The 18,161-nt window shown below is 68.0% G+C and carries 21 protein-coding genes and 1 pseudogene; 4 read left to right on the top strand and 18 right to left on the bottom strand.

Features of this window, described 5'->3' with window-relative positions; all coding sequences use genetic code 11:
- From E3O42_RS08115 to E3O42_RS08100, 4 genes are all read right to left on the bottom strand, one after another.
- The coding region (locus E3O42_RS08115) for a biotin/lipoyl-containing protein (protein WP_338144937.1) at window positions 1–551 on the bottom strand (551 nt) is incomplete at its 3' end.
- A 26-nt stretch (window positions 552–577) separates the two neighbouring features.
- Window positions 578–1,588 (bottom strand): alpha-ketoacid dehydrogenase subunit beta, encoded by a 1,011-nt coding sequence (locus E3O42_RS08110; RefSeq protein ID WP_134453457.1) that lies wholly within the window; start codon window positions 1,586–1,588, stop codon window positions 578–580.
- Window positions 1,588–2,730: a pyruvate dehydrogenase (acetyl-transferring) E1 component subunit alpha gene (gene pdhA / locus E3O42_RS08105; protein ID WP_241984715.1), complete on the bottom strand. Its 1,143-nt coding sequence runs from the start codon at window positions 2,728–2,730 to the stop codon at window positions 1,588–1,590. The genes E3O42_RS08110 and pdhA overlap by 1 nt, the downstream gene beginning before the upstream one ends.
- Before the next feature lie 10 nt (window positions 2,731–2,740).
- Window positions 2,741–3,847 (bottom strand): histidinol-phosphate transaminase, encoded by a 1,107-nt coding sequence (locus E3O42_RS08100; protein WP_134453456.1) that lies wholly within the window; start codon window positions 3,845–3,847, stop codon window positions 2,741–2,743.
- Between the two features lie 105 nt (window positions 3,848–3,952).
- Between E3O42_RS08100 and E3O42_RS08095 the strand changes: the two genes are divergently transcribed.
- Window positions 3,953–4,348 carry a phage holin family protein gene (locus E3O42_RS08095; RefSeq protein WP_134453455.1) on the top strand — a complete coding sequence of 132 codons (396 nt, stop codon included), beginning with the start codon at window positions 3,953–3,955 and terminating at the stop codon, window positions 4,346–4,348.
- A gap of 11 nt (window positions 4,349–4,359) precedes the next feature.
- On the opposite strand, the gene E3O42_RS08090 is transcribed toward E3O42_RS08095, so the two are convergent.
- Both E3O42_RS08090 and E3O42_RS08085 read right to left on the bottom strand, forming a co-directional pair.
- Window positions 4,360–5,937 (bottom strand): alpha/beta hydrolase family protein, encoded by a 1,578-nt coding sequence (locus tag E3O42_RS08090; RefSeq protein ID WP_134453454.1) that lies wholly within the window; start codon window positions 5,935–5,937, stop codon window positions 4,360–4,362.
- Window positions 5,934–6,239: a hypothetical protein gene (locus tag E3O42_RS08085; protein WP_134453453.1), complete on the bottom strand. Its 306-nt coding sequence runs from the start codon at window positions 6,237–6,239 to the stop codon at window positions 5,934–5,936. Before E3O42_RS08085 ends, E3O42_RS08090 begins: the two co-directional genes overlap by 4 nt.
- A gap of 148 nt (window positions 6,240–6,387) precedes the next feature.
- Here E3O42_RS08085 and E3O42_RS08080 point away from each other — a divergent pair, with 148 nt between their 5' ends.
- Complete coding sequence (locus E3O42_RS08080) at window positions 6,388–6,915, top strand: low molecular weight protein-tyrosine-phosphatase (RefSeq protein ID WP_134453464.1); 528 nt, start codon at window positions 6,388–6,390, stop codon at window positions 6,913–6,915.
- Window positions 6,912–8,294: an adenylosuccinate lyase gene (gene purB / locus E3O42_RS08075; protein WP_134453452.1), complete on the top strand. Its 1,383-nt coding sequence runs from the start codon at window positions 6,912–6,914 to the stop codon at window positions 8,292–8,294. The genes E3O42_RS08080 and purB overlap by 4 nt, the downstream gene beginning before the upstream one ends.
- A gap of 71 nt (window positions 8,295–8,365) precedes the next feature.
- On the opposite strand, the gene E3O42_RS08070 is transcribed toward purB, so the two are convergent.
- Window positions 8,366–8,635 (bottom strand): hypothetical protein, encoded by a 270-nt coding sequence (locus E3O42_RS08070; RefSeq protein ID WP_134453451.1) that lies wholly within the window; start codon window positions 8,633–8,635, stop codon window positions 8,366–8,368.
- Entirely contained in the window at window positions 8,632–9,231 is a 600-nt protein-coding gene (locus E3O42_RS08065) for a DUF308 domain-containing protein (protein ID WP_174844233.1), read from the bottom strand. Before E3O42_RS08065 ends, E3O42_RS08070 begins: the two co-directional genes overlap by 4 nt.
- Window positions 9,232–9,356: 125 nt before the next feature.
- Here E3O42_RS08065 and E3O42_RS08060 point away from each other — a divergent pair, with 125 nt between their 5' ends.
- Entirely contained in the window at window positions 9,357–10,253 is an 897-nt protein-coding gene (locus tag E3O42_RS08060) for a HEAT repeat domain-containing protein (RefSeq protein WP_134453450.1), read from the top strand.
- Between the two features lie 111 nt (window positions 10,254–10,364).
- On the opposite strand, the gene E3O42_RS08055 is transcribed toward E3O42_RS08060, so the two are convergent.
- From E3O42_RS08055 to rpsF, 10 genes and pseudogenes are all read right to left on the bottom strand, one after another.
- Window positions 10,365–11,738 carry an NAD(P)(+) transhydrogenase (Re/Si-specific) subunit beta gene (locus E3O42_RS08055; protein ID WP_134453449.1) on the bottom strand — a complete coding sequence of 458 codons (1,374 nt, stop codon included), beginning with the start codon at window positions 11,736–11,738 and terminating at the stop codon, window positions 10,365–10,367.
- Entirely contained in the window at window positions 11,735–12,043 is a 309-nt protein-coding gene (locus tag E3O42_RS08050; RefSeq protein ID WP_104163756.1) for an NAD(P) transhydrogenase subunit alpha part 2, read from the bottom strand. Before E3O42_RS08050 ends, E3O42_RS08055 begins: the two co-directional genes overlap by 4 nt.
- Entirely contained in the window at window positions 12,043–13,188 is a 1,146-nt protein-coding gene (locus E3O42_RS08045) for a Re/Si-specific NAD(P)(+) transhydrogenase subunit alpha (RefSeq protein ID WP_134453448.1), read from the bottom strand. The genes E3O42_RS08050 and E3O42_RS08045 overlap by 1 nt, the downstream gene beginning before the upstream one ends.
- A gap of 117 nt (window positions 13,189–13,305) precedes the next feature.
- Window positions 13,306–13,899, bottom strand: coding sequence for a TetR/AcrR family transcriptional regulator (locus E3O42_RS08040; RefSeq protein ID WP_134453447.1), 594 nt, complete (start codon window positions 13,897–13,899; stop codon window positions 13,306–13,308).
- Window positions 13,900–14,069: 170 nt separating this feature from the next.
- On the bottom strand, window positions 14,070–14,264 hold the full coding sequence (locus E3O42_RS08030) for a zinc-binding dehydrogenase (RefSeq protein WP_241984714.1): 195 nt from the start codon (window positions 14,262–14,264) through the stop codon (window positions 14,070–14,072).
- A 54-nt stretch (window positions 14,265–14,318) separates the two neighbouring features.
- Window positions 14,319–15,725 carry a replicative DNA helicase gene (dnaB, locus tag E3O42_RS08025; RefSeq protein ID WP_134453446.1) on the bottom strand — a complete coding sequence of 469 codons (1,407 nt, stop codon included), beginning with the start codon at window positions 15,723–15,725 and terminating at the stop codon, window positions 14,319–14,321.
- Between the two features lie 443 nt (window positions 15,726–16,168).
- Window positions 16,169–16,618 carry a 50S ribosomal protein L9 gene (gene rplI, locus E3O42_RS08020; protein ID WP_134453445.1) on the bottom strand — a complete coding sequence of 150 codons (450 nt, stop codon included), beginning with the start codon at window positions 16,616–16,618 and terminating at the stop codon, window positions 16,169–16,171.
- An 11-nt stretch (window positions 16,619–16,629) separates the two neighbouring features.
- Window positions 16,630–16,893 carry a 30S ribosomal protein S18 gene (gene rpsR, locus E3O42_RS08015; protein WP_035835236.1) on the bottom strand — a complete coding sequence of 88 codons (264 nt, stop codon included), beginning with the start codon at window positions 16,891–16,893 and terminating at the stop codon, window positions 16,630–16,632.
- 54 nt (window positions 16,894–16,947) lie between these two features.
- Entirely contained in the window at window positions 16,948–17,457 is a 510-nt protein-coding gene (locus E3O42_RS08010; RefSeq protein ID WP_088457765.1) for a single-stranded DNA-binding protein, read from the bottom strand.
- Window positions 17,458–17,598: 141 nt separating this feature from the next.
- Window positions 17,599–17,967, bottom strand: a pseudogene (gene rpsF / locus E3O42_RS08005) (30S ribosomal protein S6); the annotation flags it as partial.
- Window positions 17,968–18,161 lie beyond the last annotated feature (194 nt).

Raw genomic sequence — 18,161 nt, 5'->3', positions numbered from 1 at the left:
GGCGGCGTCGCACGGGCCGGACCAGTCGCGGCGGTGGCCGAGCGCGGCCCCGAGGCGGCCGGACCGCCCTGCGGGGGTGCGGTCGGCGCTGCCGCGAGGGCCTCGTGCGCGATGGGAGGCACGACGTGCCGACGCCGGCGGGTGGGCATCGAGGCGGCTGCGCCGCGGCCCACGAGCACGGCCGGGGATTCCTCGGCGGGTTCCTGAGAGATGGTGCCGCCGGCATCTTGGGCGGCGGCGGTGAGGTCGTCGTCGGCCGGGGTGGCGGCATCCGGAGCGGGCACGGCGGCGTCGGCATCGGTGGCGCCGGCCTCGGAGAGGATCGTGATGATGACAGTGCCCACGTCGACGGTGGTGCCCGGCTCCACGAGGATCTCGCCGACGACGCCCACGTACGGCGACGGCAGCTCAACGAGTGACTTGGCGGTTTCGATCTCGACGAGCACCTGGTTGATCGAGATGGTGTCGCCGGGGGCGACCTTCCACTCGACGATTTCGGCCTCGGTCAGTCCCTCGCCCACATCGGGGAGGGTGAATCGGGAGACGCTCATGGGGTGCCTTTCCGGCAGGGGGATGATTAGTAGGCGAGGGAGCGGTCGACGGCTTCGAGCACCCGGTCGGGGCTGGGCAGAAAGTGCGTCTCCACCGCGGCGGGCGGGAACGGGGTGTCGAAGCCGGACACCCGCAGCACGGGCGCCTCGAGCGAGTAGAACGCCCGCTCGGTCACGGTGGCGGCGATTTCGGAGCCGACGCTGACGAAGCCGGCGGCCTCCTGGGCGACGACGAGGTGGCCGGTCTTGTGCACGGACTCGAGAATCGGCGCGTAGTCGATCGGTGAGAGTGAGCGCAGGTCGATGACCTCGAGGCTGATGCCCTCGGCCGCGGCCAATTCGGCGGCCTGCAGCAGCACGCTCACCATGGCGCCGTGGCCGACCACGGTCACGTTTGTGCCGGTGCGCACCACGCGGCTGGCGTGCAGCGGGGTACCGGCCGCGGTGAAGTCCACCTCGCCCTTGGGCCAGTAACGGCTCTTGGGTTCGAAGAAGATCACCGGGTCGTTCGAGGCGATCGCCTCCTGCATCATCCAGAAGGCGTCGTGCGGGTTCGACGGGCTCACCACGCGCAGGCCAGGGGTGTGCGCGAAGTAAGCCTCCGGGCTTTCCTGGTGGTGCTCGATCGAGCCGATGTGGCCGCCGTAGGGAATCCGCACGACGACGGGCATGGTGACGCCGCCTTCGTGCCGGTTGCGCATCCGGGCCAGCTGGCTGGTGATCTGGTCGAAGCCGGGGAAGACGAAGCCGTCGAACTGGATCTCGCAGACCGGTCGGTAGCCGCGCATGGCCAGGCCGATGGCGGTGCCGATGATGCCGGATTCGGCCAGCGGGGTGTCGAGCACCCGCTTCTCACCGAATTCGGCGTGCAGGCCCTCGGTCACCCTGAAGACGCCACCCAGCGGGCCGATGTCCTCGCCCATCATGAGCACCTTGGGGTCGGCCAGCATCGCCTGGCGAAGCCCCGCGTTGAGGGCCTTGGCCATGGGCAGGTTCGCGCTGGTCGGCGCGGCGGTTGCGGTTTCCTGCGTGGTCATCAGGACTCACTCCCGTCGAACGAGGTTTCGTAGCCGTCGAGCCAGGCCTTCTGCTCCACCACCAGCGGATGCGGTTCGGCGTAGACGTTGTCGAAGATGACCGAGCGGTCCGGCGAGGTGATCTCGAGGGCACGGCGGCGCACATCCGCGGCGTGGTCCGCGGCCTCTTCGTCGACCGAGTCGAGGAACTCCTGCTCCACGCCGAGGCCCTGCAGGTAGGTGCGGAAACGCACGATCGGGTCGCGGGCGACCCAGTAGGCGAGCTCGTCGGGGTCACGGTACTTGGTGGGGTCGTCGGCCGTGGTGTGGGCGCCGACGCGGTAGGTGAGCGCCTCGATCAGGGACGGGCCGTGGCCGGCGCGGGCGTCATCCATGGCCTTGGCGGTGACCGCGTAGCTGGCGAGCACGTCATTGCCGTCGACCTGGACGCCGGGCATGCCGAAGCCGCCGGCGCGCAGGTAGAGCGGGGAGCGTGACTGGCGAGACACGGGCACCGAGATGGCCCAGTGGTTGTTCTGCAGGAAGAACACCTGCGGGGTCTGGTAGCTGGCCGCGAAGACCAGGGCCTCGTTGGCGTCCCCCTGTGAGGAGGCGCCGTCGCCGTAGTAGACGATCACGGCCTGGTCGGTCTCCGGGTTGCCGGTCGCGGTGGCGCCGTCCAGCTGCATGCCCATGGCGTATCCGGTGGCGTGCAGGGTCTGGGACGCGAGCACCAGCGTGTAGAGGTGGAAGTTGCCGTGTTCCTCTGGCGTCCAGCCGCCGAGGGTGACGCCGCGCAGCATCCGCAGGATGTCCACCATGTCCAGGCCCCTGATCAGGCCGACGACGTGCTCGCGGTACGACGGGAAGACGTGGTCCTGTGCCCGGGTGGCGTAGGCGGAGCCGACCTGGGCGGCCTCCTGGCCGTGGCTGGGCACCCAGAGCGCGAGCTGGCCCTGGCGCTGCAGGTTCGCCGCCTCGGTGTCGAACTTCCGCACGACGACCATATCGCGGTAGAACTTGCGGTAGTCGGCCTCGGTGAGGCGCTCGAAGTAGGGCAGGAACTCGGCCGCCGATTCGGACGGCGCGAACGCCCCGTCCGCGGTCAGGAGCTGCACGGTGGGAGAGGTCAGGGTGCGCACGGGTGCGTCGTTGGAGGTCACTGGCACCGTACTAACCTAGCCGCCGGGCCGGGTGCCCCGTTGGTAGAACCTGAACAATCTCAGCGCCGATCCGTAAGAGCGTGGCCACAGATTCCTCCTCGCCAATCGAGACCCGGATGCCCTCCGGGTGGAAGGGCCGGACGACGAGTCCGGCATCGGTGAAACGGTCGGTGGTCGCGGCTGTCGCCTCGCCCAGCGGCAGCCAGAGGAAGTTGGCCTGCGAGTCGGGGATGTCCAGCCCCGCGGCGACGAGCGCGGCGCGGATGCCGTCGCGGCGCTCGGCGATTACGCCGACCCGCGCCAGCAGCTCGGGTTCGGCGTCGAGCGAGGCCAGCGCGGCGGCCGAGGCCTGCCCGGTGACGGAGAGCGGGATCGCGGTGGCGCGGGCGGCATCGAGGATGCCGACCGGGCCGAGTCCGTAGCCCACCCGAAGGCCAGCGAGGCCGTAGGCCTTGGAGAAGGTGCGCAGCACGACGAGGTTGGGATAGCGCTTGAGCAGCGTCGTGCCGTTGACGGCCGCCGGGCCGGTGACGAATTCGGCGTACGCCTCGTCGAGGATCACGAGCAGGTCGGTGGGGACCAGCGCCATGAATGCCGCGAATTCGTCGGCCGTGACGATCACGCCGGTGGGGTTGTTGGGGCTGCAGACGATGACGACGCGGGTGCGCGGAGTGATCAACGCGGCCATCGCGGGCAGGTCGTGGCCGTGGTCGGCGCGGTTCGGCGCGGTGACGCTGGTGGCGCCGGACACCGTGACCAGGCTCGGGTACGCCTCAAACGAACGCCAGGAGTAAAGCACCTCGTCGCCGGGTCCGGCCGCGGCGAGGATCAACTGGGCGAGCAGCGCCACCGATCCGGCGCCGATGTGCACCTCGTCGGCGGTCAGTGCGTACCGGGCGGCGAGCCGCTCGCGGAGGGCGAGGGCGGAGGCATCCGGGTACCGGTTGAAGGCTGAGACGGCGTTCACCGCGTCGATGACTCCGGGCAGTGGGTCGAACGGGTTCTCGTTGCTCGAGAGCTTGAAGGCGGAGGCGTTGGCCGCCTTGCCCTGCCGGTACGCCGGCAGCGCAACGATCTCGGGGCGCAGGCGGACCGAGGGCTGGTCAGAAGGGCTCACTCGGCGAGTCTACGCCGGGACATATTCGCGGTGCCGCATGCTCGCACCGTATATGCCGCACCGGAAACCCGCCCGAGTACCGGCACCTGCTGCCATAGTTGAGTCATGGGTAGTTTCCTGATCAAGCTCATCGTCAACGCCGCCGCCCTCTGGGTGACCACTCTGATCGTGGCGGGTGTGCGGGTGGACTCGTACGCACCGGACTCGATAGCCGTGGTGCTCACGTACCTGCTGATCTCGCTGATTTTCGGGTTCGTCAACGGGTTCATCGGCGGGTTCGTGCGGATCGTCGCCTTCCCCCTCTACGTGCTCACCCTTGGACTGCTCTCGTTTATCGTGAACGGGCTGCTGCTGATGCTGGTGGCGTGGATTTCGGGCCTGCTCGGCTTCGGCCTTGTCGTCGACAGTTTCTGGTGGGGAGTGCTCGGTGCGTTCGTGCTGGGCATCTTCAGCTGGCTGTTCGGCCTGCTTGTTCGGCCGCTGAACAACGCCAGCTCCTAGGCCGCACCGGGTCAGTCGACCCGATCACCGCGCCAGACACTCTGCTGCCCGGCCGTCGTACCCACGATCGCCTCCAGCTTCGATCGGAACGCCACCAGCCGGGGCTCGGGCGACTCGTCGACCAGGCGGGCAGTCTCGCGGTAGCCCACCAGCTGGTGCGCGGGCATCGCCTCGTCCACCGGCACCTCCCGACCGGCGAAGAACTCCCGCCGCACGTAGAGACGCTGGTCATCGCTCGAGGTGGGGCCCAGCGCGGGAACGATGTCGTCGTCGTGCTCGACCGCGATCGCCGGCAGGCCGTTGGGCAGCGGCAGGTCGGTTTCCGGCGCCCCGAAGGTGAGAATTGCCACCGCGTTGATGTCGCCGCGCGAGACCAGCTGGTTGGCGATGAGCCCGCCCTGCGAGTGCGCCACCGGCACCACCTGGTCCTCGGGCTGCACTCCGGCCGCCTGCATGGCCTGCAGCACCGCCCGGTAGGAGCCGGCCTCCTGGTCGGCCACGGCCGCCACGTTGGATGCCATGTCCCACGGCTCGGTCGAGCCGGTCGGACTCCATTCCACCGTGCCGCCGACGTAGACGAGCCAGGACGGATGCTCCGTGTCGCCGTACCGCTCGATTCGCACCTGGCCGCCGTCATCCTCGGTGGGGATGCGGTCGGCGAGGTCCGCAAAGCCGGTGGGCGGGCTCGGCGGAGCTAGCGTGCCCGGCGCGGCACCGGTGCCTGAGACGGCGGCGGAGCGGGCGGCAGAGCCCCACAGTGGAACGGCCGGCCGGCCGGAGCCGACACCGCCGGGCGCACCGGGGTGTGCTGCCCCGGCCACTGCCGCCTGGGTGGCCGAGAATGCCACCTGGGTCACCCGCACGGGCGACTCACGCAACATCCCCGCCGCCTGGGCCGAGACGAGCAGTCCGAATGCTGAGAACTGTGCCCCGAGCAGCCCGGCGCCCGCATCACCCAGGCCGGCGGCCACTGGGTACGGCACACCCAGTCGGCCCAGGACCGCGTCATCGGCCGAGCCCACCAGCGCCCGGACCACCGTGACCGTCGCCGGGTTGGTCAGCAGCCGCGGATTCTCCCGTAGCCAGTCGGTGAGCGCGGGCGGCACCACCGACAACGAGCGGCCGAGCGCCGCATTGGACAGCAGCGAGCCGGCGGCCAGGTAAGCCAGCGGGGCTGCCATGGACAGCACCAGCACCGGTGCCAGGACCCCCAGTGTGTGCGCCAGCCAGGAGCCCGTGCCTTGCAGAATCATGTCGAGACCGGACTCGAGACGGCCATACTCCTCGGCCGCCTCCTCGAGGGCGTCGGCCAGCCGCCGACTCCGATCGGCGACCTCGTCGATCGCGACGGACGCGCCGAACACGCAGGCACCGAGGTCATCCGGCTGCCATCGTGGCGCGGGGCCGACGCCCAACGAACGCACCCGGCCGAGCTGCCCCTGCCAGTGTTGCGCCTCGCCCTGCAGCAGGCGCAGGGCCGCCATCTCGGCGAACACGGTGTCGGTGGCGACCTGGATGCTGCCGCCGCCAGACACCGTGAGCGTCCCGTCCCTCCCTGCGGGTCCGGTGTCTGGGCCCGAGCCGGTCACAGCGCCGCCTTCACCCTGTCGATGGCCTCGTCCACGGCCCACAGCGCATCGTCCAGGGCCCGCCAGGCCCCGTTCAAGTCCATGCTCAACTCGCCCCGGCGGGTGTCGTATGCCCGTTGGGCGGGCGACCGCCAGGCCGCACCGGCCGCACCGGCCTGGTGGCCTGCCAGCCGACGCCCCGACTCCTCCACCCCGTCCCGCACCCGTCGCAACAGCCGCCGCTGCTCGCGCAGCCGCGCGAGGGTTTCGGCATCCGGCCCGCCGCCATCATCCGGCAGGATGCTGCCACCCAGTGATTCCATCGCGCCTCCTCGATCCAGACTGTGAGATCCAAACTGTGCGGCCCAGACTGTGCCGGCCCGGGCGCGGGAGCGTGGTCTGCGCTCAATCCCGGGAAAGTTGCCGCTGCGGGCGGATGTGGAGGAGGGGAATGTGGAACACAATGGACTCATGAATTTCGCGGCGCTCAGTCCAGATGAGTCGACGCCATTCCGGATCATTTTCGTCTGTACCGGCAACATCTGCCGGTCGCCCATGGCCGAGGTGATGCTGCGCGACCTCGTCACGCGCTCCGGACTGGGTCGGCTCATCACCACGAGTTCCGCGGGCACCGGCGACTGGCACGTCGGCGAGCAGGCCGACACCCGTACGATCTCGGCCCTGGCCAAGCGCGGCTACGACGGCAGCCACCACCGGGCCCGGCAATTCGATGCGGGCTGGTTCGACGATCTCGACCTCGTCGTGGTGCTCGACAGGTCGCAGGAACGCATCCTCCGCAACTGGGCGCCGACCGAACGGGACCGCAACAAGGTGCGCCTGCTGCTCAGCTTCGACCGGGACCAGGCCGCCCTGCGGGACGTGCCCGACCCCTACTATTCCGACGATGCGCTGTTTGACTCCGTTTTAGGCATGATTGAGAGAGCCAATTTTGCGCTCTTCGCGCAGCTCGCACCCGCAATCAGACAGGGAGTCCGATGAGTCCTCTTCCCCCACAGGTCCTCAGTCCACTCGACGGCCGGTATCAAGCCGCCGTCACCGAACTGGGCGAGCACCTGTCTGAGGCCGGACTGAACCGGGCCAGGGTCAAGGTCGAGGTGGAGTGGCTGATTACCCTCACCGACCGCAGCCTGTTCGGATCCATTCCGCTCACGGCCGACCAGAAGGCGGGTCTGCGCGCCCTCGTCATCGACTTCGGGCAGGCCGAGATCGACGAACTGGCCACCCTCGAGGCCGTCACCCGCCACGACGTCAAGGCCGTGGAGTACCTCGTGCGCCGCCGCCTGGTGCCGCTGGGCCTCGAATCGATCAGCGAGCTGACCCACTTCGCCGCCACCAGTGAGGACATCAACAACCTCGCCTACGCCCTGACGGTCTCCGAGGCCGTGCGCGAGGTCTGGCTGCCCAAGCTCCGCGCCCTGATCGGCGCCCTCCGCACCCTGGCCGGCGAGTACCGCGCCGACGCCATGCTGGCCCGCACCCACGGCCAGCCCGCCACGCCCACCACCATGGGCAAGGAGCTGGCGGTCTTCGTATACCGGCTCGAGCGCATCCAGAAGCAGATCGAGGCCAACGAGTACCTCGGCAAGTTCAGCGGCGCCACCGGCACCTTCGCCGCGCACGTCGCCGCGGACCCTGCCGTGGACTGGCCGGCGGTCTCCCGCGAGTTCGTCGAGGGCCTTGGCCTGGGCTGGAACCCGCTGACCACCCAGATCGAGTCGCACGACTGGCAGGCCGAGCTGTACGGCAAGGTGTCGCACGCCAACCGGGTGCTGCACAACCTCGCCACCGACATCTGGACCTACATCTCGATCGGCTACTTCCGGCAGGTGCCGCAGGCCGGCGCCACCGGTTCGTCGACCATGCCGCACAAGATCAACCCGATCCGGTTCGAGAACGCCGAAGCCAACCTCGAACTCTCCAGCGCACTGCTGGATTCGCTGGCGGCCACCCTGGTCACCTCCCGACTGCAGCGCGACCTCACCGACTCCACCACCCAGCGCAACATCGGCGTCGGCTTCGGCCACTCGTTGCTCGCGCTGGACAACCTGGTGCGGGGCCTGGGCGAGATCGACCTGGACCGCGAGCTGCTCGCCCACGACCTCGACACCAACTGGGAGATCCTCGGAGAGGCCATCCAGACCGTCATCCGCGCAGAGGTCAGCTCCGGGCGCTCCACCATCGCCGACCCGTACGCGCTGCTGAAGGAGCTCACCCGCGGCAAGCGCATCAACCGCGCCGACCTGGTGGCCTTCGTGCAGGAGCTCGAGATCGGTGACACCGCCAAGGCTCGCCTGCTCGAGCTGACGCCGGCCGGCTACGTGGGTCTGGCCGAACCTCTGGTGGACTACCTGGGCTGAGTTGGCCGGGGCGGGTTCCCCTGGGCGGTGCGCCCCGGGAACCCGCCGCCTCGGCCGCAATGCGGACCGGGCTAGTGAGCCGGGGGCTCGCCGGTCTGGTTCTGCTCGTCGAGGTCGCTCTTCTCGGCCGCGTCGGGCTTCATGCCCAGCGCAAGCATCGCGATCACGACAAGGGCCACGATGAAGGTGATGCCCAGGGCGATCGACGACAGCGCCCAGTTGCGGGTCGCCAGCAGGATGGTGAGACCGACGAAGAGCCCCATCCCGGCGGAGATGGCGACCAGTTCGACGGGCTTGAGGATCTCGGACCTGCTGGGCTTGTGCGGGGTGTTCTGGGTCACGGGGTGTCCGAATCTGTGGAGGAGGAGGCCAGGTCGCGCTTCGCGTCCGCGTGCGCAGTGGAGAGGGAGACGCCGGCAATGACCAGGTAGACGCCGATGATCACCAGGTAGGCGCCGAGCAGACCCACCGCGACGACGGCGTGGGGCGGCAGAAGGAGGAACACCAGCGCGAGCACCGCGGTGAGGGCTCCGACAACCAGCCAGTCGCGGGCGACCTGGCCACGTCCCCGGATGCGGATGCCCGTGTACAGCTCCAGAGCGCCGGTGACCGCCGCCCACACGGAGACGATGTACAGGAAGAAGCCCAGCCCGCCGGCGTACATGGCCAGCGCGAGCGCGCCGGCGAGAACGCCGACTGCGCCCTGAATGGCGAAAATGCTGCGGTCTCGGGGGTCGGTGGCGGTCTTCCAGCTGAGCAGCCCGGTCACCAGGCCGCCGACCAGCGCGAAGGCGCCGAAGACGATGAGCCCGAAGTCGGCGGAATGGTCGGCGTTGAAAGTGATCACGACCGCCGGCACGAAGGCCACGACGGCGCGCGCAATGGGCACGGTCCAGTACCGGGTACCGATGACGGCTGCTGCCGGGGCATGCGCCACGCGGGCACCTCTTTCGTCGCAGGGAGTCCTTCCAGTCTACGCGGCGCTTTCGGCCGAGTTCGGTGCCCCGGCGTAGCGGGCGCCGGCATCCGCGATTACCGTCAGGCGCGACAGGGGGTCCAACGGTGGTCACTTCGAACGCACCGGCCGGCAGCGTGCGCGTCAGCTACGGGGAGGACGCGGCCGCGATGGCGGACCTGTTGGCCCGGGCGCCGGCCGAGGTGCCTGGTTATCTCACCAGTCGCTCCGGCCTGCCTGGCCCGCGGGCCAATCTGCCGCTCGCCGACTTGTTCGCCGCCTCGGTGCCGGCCGGGCTGATCTGGAGCCTGGCGGACTCGTCCGACGAGTACCTGGCCTTTCGCGGCACCGAGGGTCTGGGCCGGCTCGCGCTCACTGCCCCGGACCGGACCGCCGCCCTCACGGCGCTCCGCCGGGCCGCCGCCGACGAGCGGTGGCAGGTGCGGGAGGGCGCCGCACGAGCGCTGCAGCTGGTCGGGGACGCCGACCCGGCCCTGATGCACACCGTCGTAGCGGACTGGTCGGCCGCGACGGACCCCTGCCTGGCGCGAGCCGCCGTGGCCGCGATCTGCCAGCCCCGACTGATGGCCGACACCGACGCCCAGGCGCTGGCCCTGCCAGTCTGTGACCGGGCCACGGCCCTTCTGCTCGGCGGCGAACCGCTGGCGGCCGAGCCGATGCGCGCCCGCAAGGCGCACCGGGTGCTGCGTCAGGCCCTGGGCTACGGGTGGAGCGCGGCGATCGCCGCGAGCCCTGAGGCAGGCCTTATCGCATTCCGCGGCTTGACCGCACGTGACGACCCGGATGCCCGCTGCCCGCTGGGTCGTGCGATCGAACCACGCCAAGGCCCGGGTGCGGACGGTGCTCGCCGAGCGGAACCTCTGGGGGACATTCGGCTGAGCCCGCGCCCCTCCCCGGGTCGTGCCGAGGCGCATCGCCCCGAGTCGCACGCACTGAGGTGCACTGCCCGACTTACCGCCAATCACCCCTCAGCGCGCCCCTAAGGGGCAATGTGCGGCAAGTGGGTGAGTCGTACCTTCGTGACTCACCGCAAAAGTCCCCTTCGCGGTCGTTCAGAGGGTGTTCTGCGGCAAGTCGAGGGGGCGCAGCCCGCGTCAGAGCGCGTTGACCGCGCCAAGCACCTTGGTGAGCGAATCCTTGGCGTCGCCGAACAGCAGCGTGGTCTTCGGGTCGAAGAGCAGCTCGTTCTCGATGCCGGCGAAACCCGGGCGCATCGACCGCTTGAGGAAGACGATCTGGCGGCCCTCTTCGACCTCGAGGATCGGCATCCCGTAGATCGGCGCACCTGGCGAGGTCTTCGCGGCCGGGTTGACCACGTCGTTCGCGCCGACCACGAGCACCACATCGGTGTTCTTGAACTCGGGGTTGACCTCGGCCATCTCCTTGAGCGACTCGTAGGGGACGTTGGCTTCGGCGAGCAGCACGTTCATGTGTCCGGGCATCCGCCCGGCGACGGGGTGGATCGCGAAGGCCACGTCGACGCCGCGCGCTTCGAGGGTCGTGGCAAGTTCGGCGATGGTGTGCTGGCCCTGGGCCACGGCCAGGCCGTAGCCGGGCACGATCACCACCCGCTGCGCGTAGGCGAGCATCACGGCGACATCCTCGGGGTTCGAGGAGCGCACCGGACGGTCGCTCTGCGTCGTTGAGCCGGCGGTCGAGCCGCCGCGGAAGGCCCCGAACATGATGCCGCTGACGCCACGTCCCATGGCGGAGGCCATGGCACGGGTGAGGATGGTACCGCTGGCACCGACCAGGGTGCCGGCGACCACGAGCAGTACGTTATCCAACACCACACCGGATGCGGCGACCGCGAGACCGGTGAACGCGTTGAGGAGGGAGATGACGATGGGCACGTCGGCGCCGCCGACGGGCAGCACGAGCAGCAGGCCAACGGCCAGTCCGAGCACCAGGAGCAGGAGCGCCCAGCCGATGGACCCCGTGGCCACGACGACCCCGCCGATGACGAGGGCGGCCACGACGGCGAGGGTCATGACCCACTTCATGCCGGGAAACACTACCGGGCGGGTGGTAATCAGTTCCTGCAGCTTGGCCACGGTGATCGCGGAACCAGCGAACGACACCGCGCCGACGAGCATGGTGAAGACCACGGCCACGAGAACCCAGGGGCCCTCGCTGTGACCGAGTTCGAGCATCGCGACCAGGGCCGCGGCGCCGCCGCCGACGCCGTTGAACAGGGCCACCAGCTGGGGCATCTGGGTCATCTGCACGCGGCGGGAGATGGGCGCCGCGATCGCGGAACCCACCGCTATCGCGAGCAGGATCAGCGGGATGTTGTCGAGCTTGGCAGACAGGAACACCGTGATGACGGCGAGCGTGGCGCCGGCGGCGCCGATCAGATTGCCGCGGCGGGCGGTGCGGGGGGAACTCAGGCCCTTGAGGGCGAGGATGAAGCAGACGGCCGCGGCCAGGTAGAGCAGTGCGGTCCACTCGGCGCTGAGGATGCTCATTTGGTGGTGTCCTTCGAGGTGACGGCGGGCTTCCGGCCGCGGAACATGCCCAGCATCCGGTCGGTGACGACGAAGCCGCCGACGAGGTTGGCGGTGGCGAGGGCGACGGCGAGCAGGGCCACAGCGATCAGCCACGGGTCGTCCAGCTGGCCGGCGACGATGATCGCGCCGATCAGGATGATGCCGTGAATGGCGTTGGCGCCCGACATCAGGGGGGTGTGCAGGGTGCTGGACACCTTGGAGACCACCTCGAAGCCGACGAAGACGGTCAACACGATGACCGTGAGGAGAGTGATCGGATCCATCAGTTTTTTCCTTCCAGCGCGGCGGCGGTCGGTGCGTGACGCACCTCGCCGTCGACGGTGAGACAGGCACCGGCGATGACCTCGTCGGTGAAGTCGGGAACGACCTGGCCGTCACGGGTCATCAGAGCGAGCAGGTTGGCAACGTTTTTGGCGTACAGACGTGACGCGTCGGAAGCCATCGCGGAGGCGGCGTCCTGCATCCCGACCAGGGTGACGAAGCCATCACCGGCCGCGGTGGGCACCAGCTGGTCGACGCCGGGGAGCACGCCCTCGACGTTGCCGCCGGTTTCGGCGGCGAGGTCGATGACCACGGAACCGGCGGGCATGGCCGCGACCATCTCCCGCGTCACCAGCAGCGGGGCGGGTCGGCCGGGGATCGCGGCGGTGGTGATGAGCACATCCGCCTTGGCCACGTGCGGGGCCAGGAGTTCGCGCTGGCGCACGGCGCGGTCTTCGGCGAGTTCGCTGGCGTATCCGCCGGTGCCTTCGACGGAGGCCAGGTCGAGGGTGATGAAGGTGCCGCCCATCGAGGTGACCTCGTCTGCCGACGCCGGCCGCACGTCGTAGGCGGAGACCCGGGCGCCGAGGCGCTTGGCGGTGCCGATGGCCTGCAGTCCGGCGACGCCGGCGCCGAGGACGAGCGCCCGGGCCGGCGGGATGGTGCCGGCCGCGGTCATGTAGAGCGGGAAGAACCGGGGAAAGCGGATGGTGGCTTCGAGTACGGCCCGGTAACCGGCGACCAGGGCCTGCGAGGTGAGCGCGTCCATCGACTGGGCTCGGGAGATGCGCGGCACGAGTTCGAGCGCGAACGCTGTGACCTTCGCGGCGGCCAACGCTGCCACCGTGGGCAGCTCGGACGCCGGCGAGGCCAGACCTACCGTGATGATTCCGGCCGGCAGCGTGGCAGCCAGCTCGGGAGTCATCGGGCGCACATGGCAGAGCACGTCGAACGCGGCGGCGTCGAAGTCCGCAACCAGCTGCGCGCCGGCCTTCTCATAGGCGGCATCGGAGTAGCCCGATGCGAGGCCGGCGCCGGCTTCGACGGTGACGTCGACCCCGAGCGCGGTGAGCTGGGTCACCGTTTCGGGTGTTGCTGCGACGCGTTTTTCGCCGTCTCGGCGTTCACGCCCAATGCCAACCTTCACGGGTAACCACTCCTTTGACGCATCTGCCACCTGACGGGCGAAACGGGGTCGTTCGCGCGTCCCAGGGCGATCTCACTTCGTAGCGTACCGTTGGGCTTTCGCGGGCCGGCGCGATTTTCAGGGCCGAAAGACCCTGCCCGGCAGCTCAGCAGGCAAGAGAACGAGGACTTGTGACCTGATCTCGCCGAGGAGGTCGTCGACGGTCCTCCCGATGTTGAACGTCGCCGCCATCGTCAGGAACATGATCGCGGACACCACGTGCGCGAGAGTCGCGGCCGTCGTCGGCGTGTTGCGCGCGTCCAGCTTCAGGACATCTGCGATCGCCAGCTCGGTCTGCACCGTCAACGCGAGGGCGTCGCGGTGATGAGGTTCCTGGGGATCGCCGAACACTATCTCCCGCAGGTAGGTCCTGCCGTTGTCGATCTGAGCGCGGTTACACTCTACGACCGGTCGAACGATCGCCAACGCGCCTTCGAGAACGTCGGGGATCGCGTCTGCCGCGGCCGTGCCCCTAACGAGCGCGTCAGCGTAGCCGGCGTTATGCAAGAGGAGTAGCAACTCGCCCTTGGTCTTGGCGTAGAGGAACAGTGTGCCGGCGCCGATGTCGGCGTGGTCGGCGATTTGCTGATTCGTGACGTCATCTACACCGTGCTCGGCAAAGAGCTCACGAGCAGCGGCAGTGATGGACGAAGAAGATGACCGGGATGCCACCCTTGGGTCCCTGTTGGCGGTACGCGAAGCTGACGCCACCGGCCGTAATCGTGCGGGCGGGCGCTTTCGCGTAGGACGTGATGACAGGGTCTCGGGAGCAGTCCGGCGTGTTCATGGTGTTCTCCAATGATCTGATGCGGTGGCGGTCTGCTGGCCGGGTTGTGCGGCGCCTAAGGGATGCTGATCACGGTTTTGCCACGGCTGCCGCCGTATTTCAGGTTCTGCAGGGCCTGGGTGGTTTGGAGGAACGGGACGACGCAGCCGACGATCGGGCGCAGAGCACACTCGTCGACCAGGGTGGAGATCAGGCGGAGCTGGTCGCCTCTGGCGCGCATGAACAGGAACTCGTAGTGCAGGCCGCTCACCTCACCCCCGCGTTACGTCGTCCAGGCCCTCTGTCGTACGAGTTGGTGGTGGACTTACGCGCCGGGCACCATGTCCGCGAAGCGGGAGTAGTGGCCGTGGAAGGCCACCGTCACTGTGCGGGTGGGGCCGTTACGGTGCTTGGCCACGATCAGGTCGGCCTCGCCCGCGCGCGGGTTGTCTTTTTCGTAAGCACTCTCGCGGTGCAGCAGGATCACCATGTCGGCGTCCTGCTCGAGCGAACCGGACTCGCGCAGGTCAGAAATGGCGGGCATCTTGTCGGCGCGTTGCTCCGGACCACGGTTCAGCTGGGAGAGAGCGATCACGGGAACCTGCAGCTCCTTGGCGAGCAGCTTGAGCGCCCGGGAGAACTCGCTGACCTCCTGCTGGCGGGATTCGACCTTCTTGCCCGACGTCATCAGCTGGAGGTAGTCGATCACGACGAGCTTGAGGCCGACGCGCTGCTTGAGGCGCCGGCACTTGGCACGGATCTCGACGAGGGTCATGTTGGGGCTGTCGTCGATGTAGAGCGGGGCATCGTTGATGCGCCCACGGGTGGCGGCGATAGTCGTCCAGTCGCGCGCCTCGACGTTGCCCTTACGCATGCTCTGCAGGGGAACCGATGCCTCGGCGGCCAGCAGGCGCATGGCGATCTCGCTGCGGCCCATTTCGAGCGAGAAGAAGATGCTCGGCATGTCGTGGTGGATGGAGGCGGCCCTGGCGAAGTCGAGCGCCAGGGTGGACTTACCGAGGGCGGGTCGGGCGGCGACGATGATGAGCTGGCCACCGTGGAAACCGTTGGTGAGCTCGTCGAGGTCGGCGAAGCCGGTGGGGACACCGGTGAACTGGCCGTCCTTGAGCTTGGCGGCCTCGATGTCCTCGATGGCGGCCGTCACGGCGTCGGTGAGGGGAACGTAGTCTTCGGTCTCGGTGCTACCCGTGATCGAGTAGATCTCGGCCTGGGCCGTGTTCACCAGGTCGAGGACTTCGCCCTCCCCCGCGTAGCCCATCTGCGCGATCCGGGTACCGGCGTCGACGAGCTTTCGCAGCATGGACCGTTCGGCCACGATGGTCGCGTAAAAGCCGGCATTGGCAGCGGTGGGTACCAGGCTGGTGAGTGTGTGCAGGTAGTCGGCGCCGCCGGCGCGGGAGATCTCACCGAGCTTGGTCAACTCGTCGGTGACGGTGATGACGTCGGTGGGTTCACCCTGCGCATAGAGCGACAGGATCGCGTCGAAGATGATCTCGTGCTTGGGAACGTAGAAATCGGCCGCGCGGACCGTCTCGACGACGTCGGCGACGGCATCCTTGCTCAGCATCATGCCGCCAAGGGCGCTCTGCTCCGCCAACAGGTCGTGCGGCGGGGTGCGTTCGGCGTGGCGCGGCTCGGAGCCACCACGGTAGTCGGAGCCGCGTTGATCTGAGCCGCGTTGATCGGCGTAACCCAGGTGAGCTATCGACACGCCGAGCCTCCTCGTATTGGTGTGGTTCTGGTGTATCAGGAGCCGCTGACAGCGATCGACCGGCAGGCAGGCACATCCAGCGAATACCTGCTTGCCCACCATAGAGAGACTCGTCTGCGCCGCCAAACCACCCTGTGGATAACTCTGTGAGTAATCTGCGCGAAACGCCGTACGACGTGTGCACAACCTGTGCACTCGGCTGTGGACAACTCACGAGTATTGAATTGGAAATTGACCCTGACCAGCTGAAAAAACTATTCACATGTGTGTGGGGAAATTAGTTTCAATGATCGATTGAATGTTGATGAAATAGGTGGACACCTGTGCACAAAGGGGTGCACAACGCAGCATAAATGTGCCAATAACGGGGGTTAGGTGCGCGCGTTAAAAAGGAGTAGCGGTGGTCCCTTTCGGAACCCACCGCTACTCCTGATGAAACGAGACTACTTTGCGGCTACCACCTGAAGGGTGATGGTCGCGCTGACCTCGTCGCGCAGACGAACCGTCGCCTGGTGCTCACCGGTCAACTTGATCGGGCTGAGCTCGATCTTGCGCTTGTCGATGGCACCGAGGCCGGCCGCGGCAACCGCGTCGGCCACGTCGGCGGTCTTGACGGAGCCGAACAGGCGTCCGCCGGCGCCGGCCTTGACGACCAGCTTGACCTTGGTGTTCTCAAGAGTTGCCTTGAGAGCCTGGGCCTCTTCGAGGGTGGCGTGCTCGCGGGCTACGCGGGCGGCCTTGATCTGCTCGATCTGCTTTTCGCCACCGCGGGTCCACGCAACAGCGAAGCCCTGGGGGAGAAGGTAGTTACGAGCGAACCCGTTCTTGACATCAACGATGTCACCGGGGGTACCGAGGCCGGAGACCTCGTGCGTCAGAATCAATTTCGACATGTGAGGGCTCCTTACCGGCCTGAGCCGGCGTAGGGCAGCAAGGCCATTTCGCGGGCGTTCTTGACGGCACGCGCGATCAGGCGCTGCTCCTGGACGGAGACGCCGGTGATGCGGCGGGCGCGAATCTTTCCACGCTCTGAGATGAACTTCCGAAGTGTGGGGACATCTTTGTAATCGATGACACCAACCCGGATCGACTTCGCGGGGGCGGCGTTCTTGCCACCCTTAGCACCGCGGAGCGGCTTGCGGCGGTCGCCGCTCGACTTTCCAGCCATGATTTCCTAACTTTCTAAAACGTGTGAGTGCAGCCGTCAACCGTGAGGTTCGGCTTAGAAGGGGGTCTCGTCGCTGAAGTTGCCCGGGGTGTTCCAGACGTCGCCGCCACCAGTGTTGGCTGCGGGGGCGCTGGGTGCCCAGGGCTCATCGTTACCCTGCTGCTGCGCGACAGGCGCGCCGCCGCGGGGAGCGGAGGATGACTGCGCGCGCGTGAGGGAGGCGGTGGCGTAGCGCAGCGAAGGACCAATTTCGTCGATCTCGAGCTCCATGCTCGTGCGCTTTTCACCTTCCTTGGTCTCATACGAACGCTGCTTGAGACGCCCGGAAGCGATGACACGGGAACCCTTGGTCAGTGAACCGGCCACGTGCTCGGCGAATTCACGCCAAACGCTCGCGCGCAGGAACAGTGCCTCGCCATCTTTCCACTCACTCGTTGCGCGATCGAAATTGCGCGGAGTGGAGGCAATGGTGAAGTTGGCTACCGCCAGCCCGTTCTGCGTGTAACGCAGTTCCGGATCGCTGGTGAGGTTGCCCACCACGGTGATTACGGTCTCGCCGGCCATGGGCTACTTGTCGCTTGCCTTGTCGGCGTCTGCCTCGGCAGGAGCGTCCACGGCGACCGGAGCTGCCGGGGCAGCTGCAGGCTTCGCGGATGCAGCGACCTTGGCAGCGGGAGCTGCGGCAGGAGCGTCGGCCTTGACCGGAGCAGCAGCAGCCTTCGGGTTGGCTGCCTTGCGGGCGGCCTTCTCGGCGGCAAGCTTGCTTGCGACGGCAACCTGGGCGATGCCCTCTTCGGCGCGAAGCACCTTGGTGCGCATGACGGCTTCCGACAGCTTCAGCTGACGGTCGAGCTCGGCAGTTGCTGCGGCGTTTGCGGTGAAGTCGACGACAGCGTAGATGCCTTCGGCCTTCTTGTTGATCTCGTATGCGAGACGGCGGCGACCCCAAACGTCAACCTTGTCAATGGTTCCACCATCGTTGCGAACAACGTTGAGGAACTTGTCAAGGCTGGGAGCTACGGTGCGCTCATCGATCTCGGGATCGAGGATTACCATCAATTCGTACTGATGCATGACTAACCCACCTCCTTCGGACTAAACGGCTGCAGTATTTCTGCAACAGGAGGGTTGTGCATGTGTTGAACGTGGAGGCCGGGAATCCGGCACACAGACAACCTGCCAAGACTACTGGAACCGTGGGCTTAGCGCCACCATCCCTTCCGATGCCCTCCGCACCGAAAATTTGCCGCCTGTCGCCCACCTGCGCA

Source organism: Cryobacterium adonitolivorans (assembly GCF_004402695.1).
GTDB lineage: Bacteria > Actinomycetota > Actinomycetes > Actinomycetales > Microbacteriaceae > Cryobacterium > Cryobacterium adonitolivorans.
The sequence above is the reverse complement of the archived record's forward strand: the minus strand, read 5'-3'. Positions and strand labels throughout refer to the sequence as shown.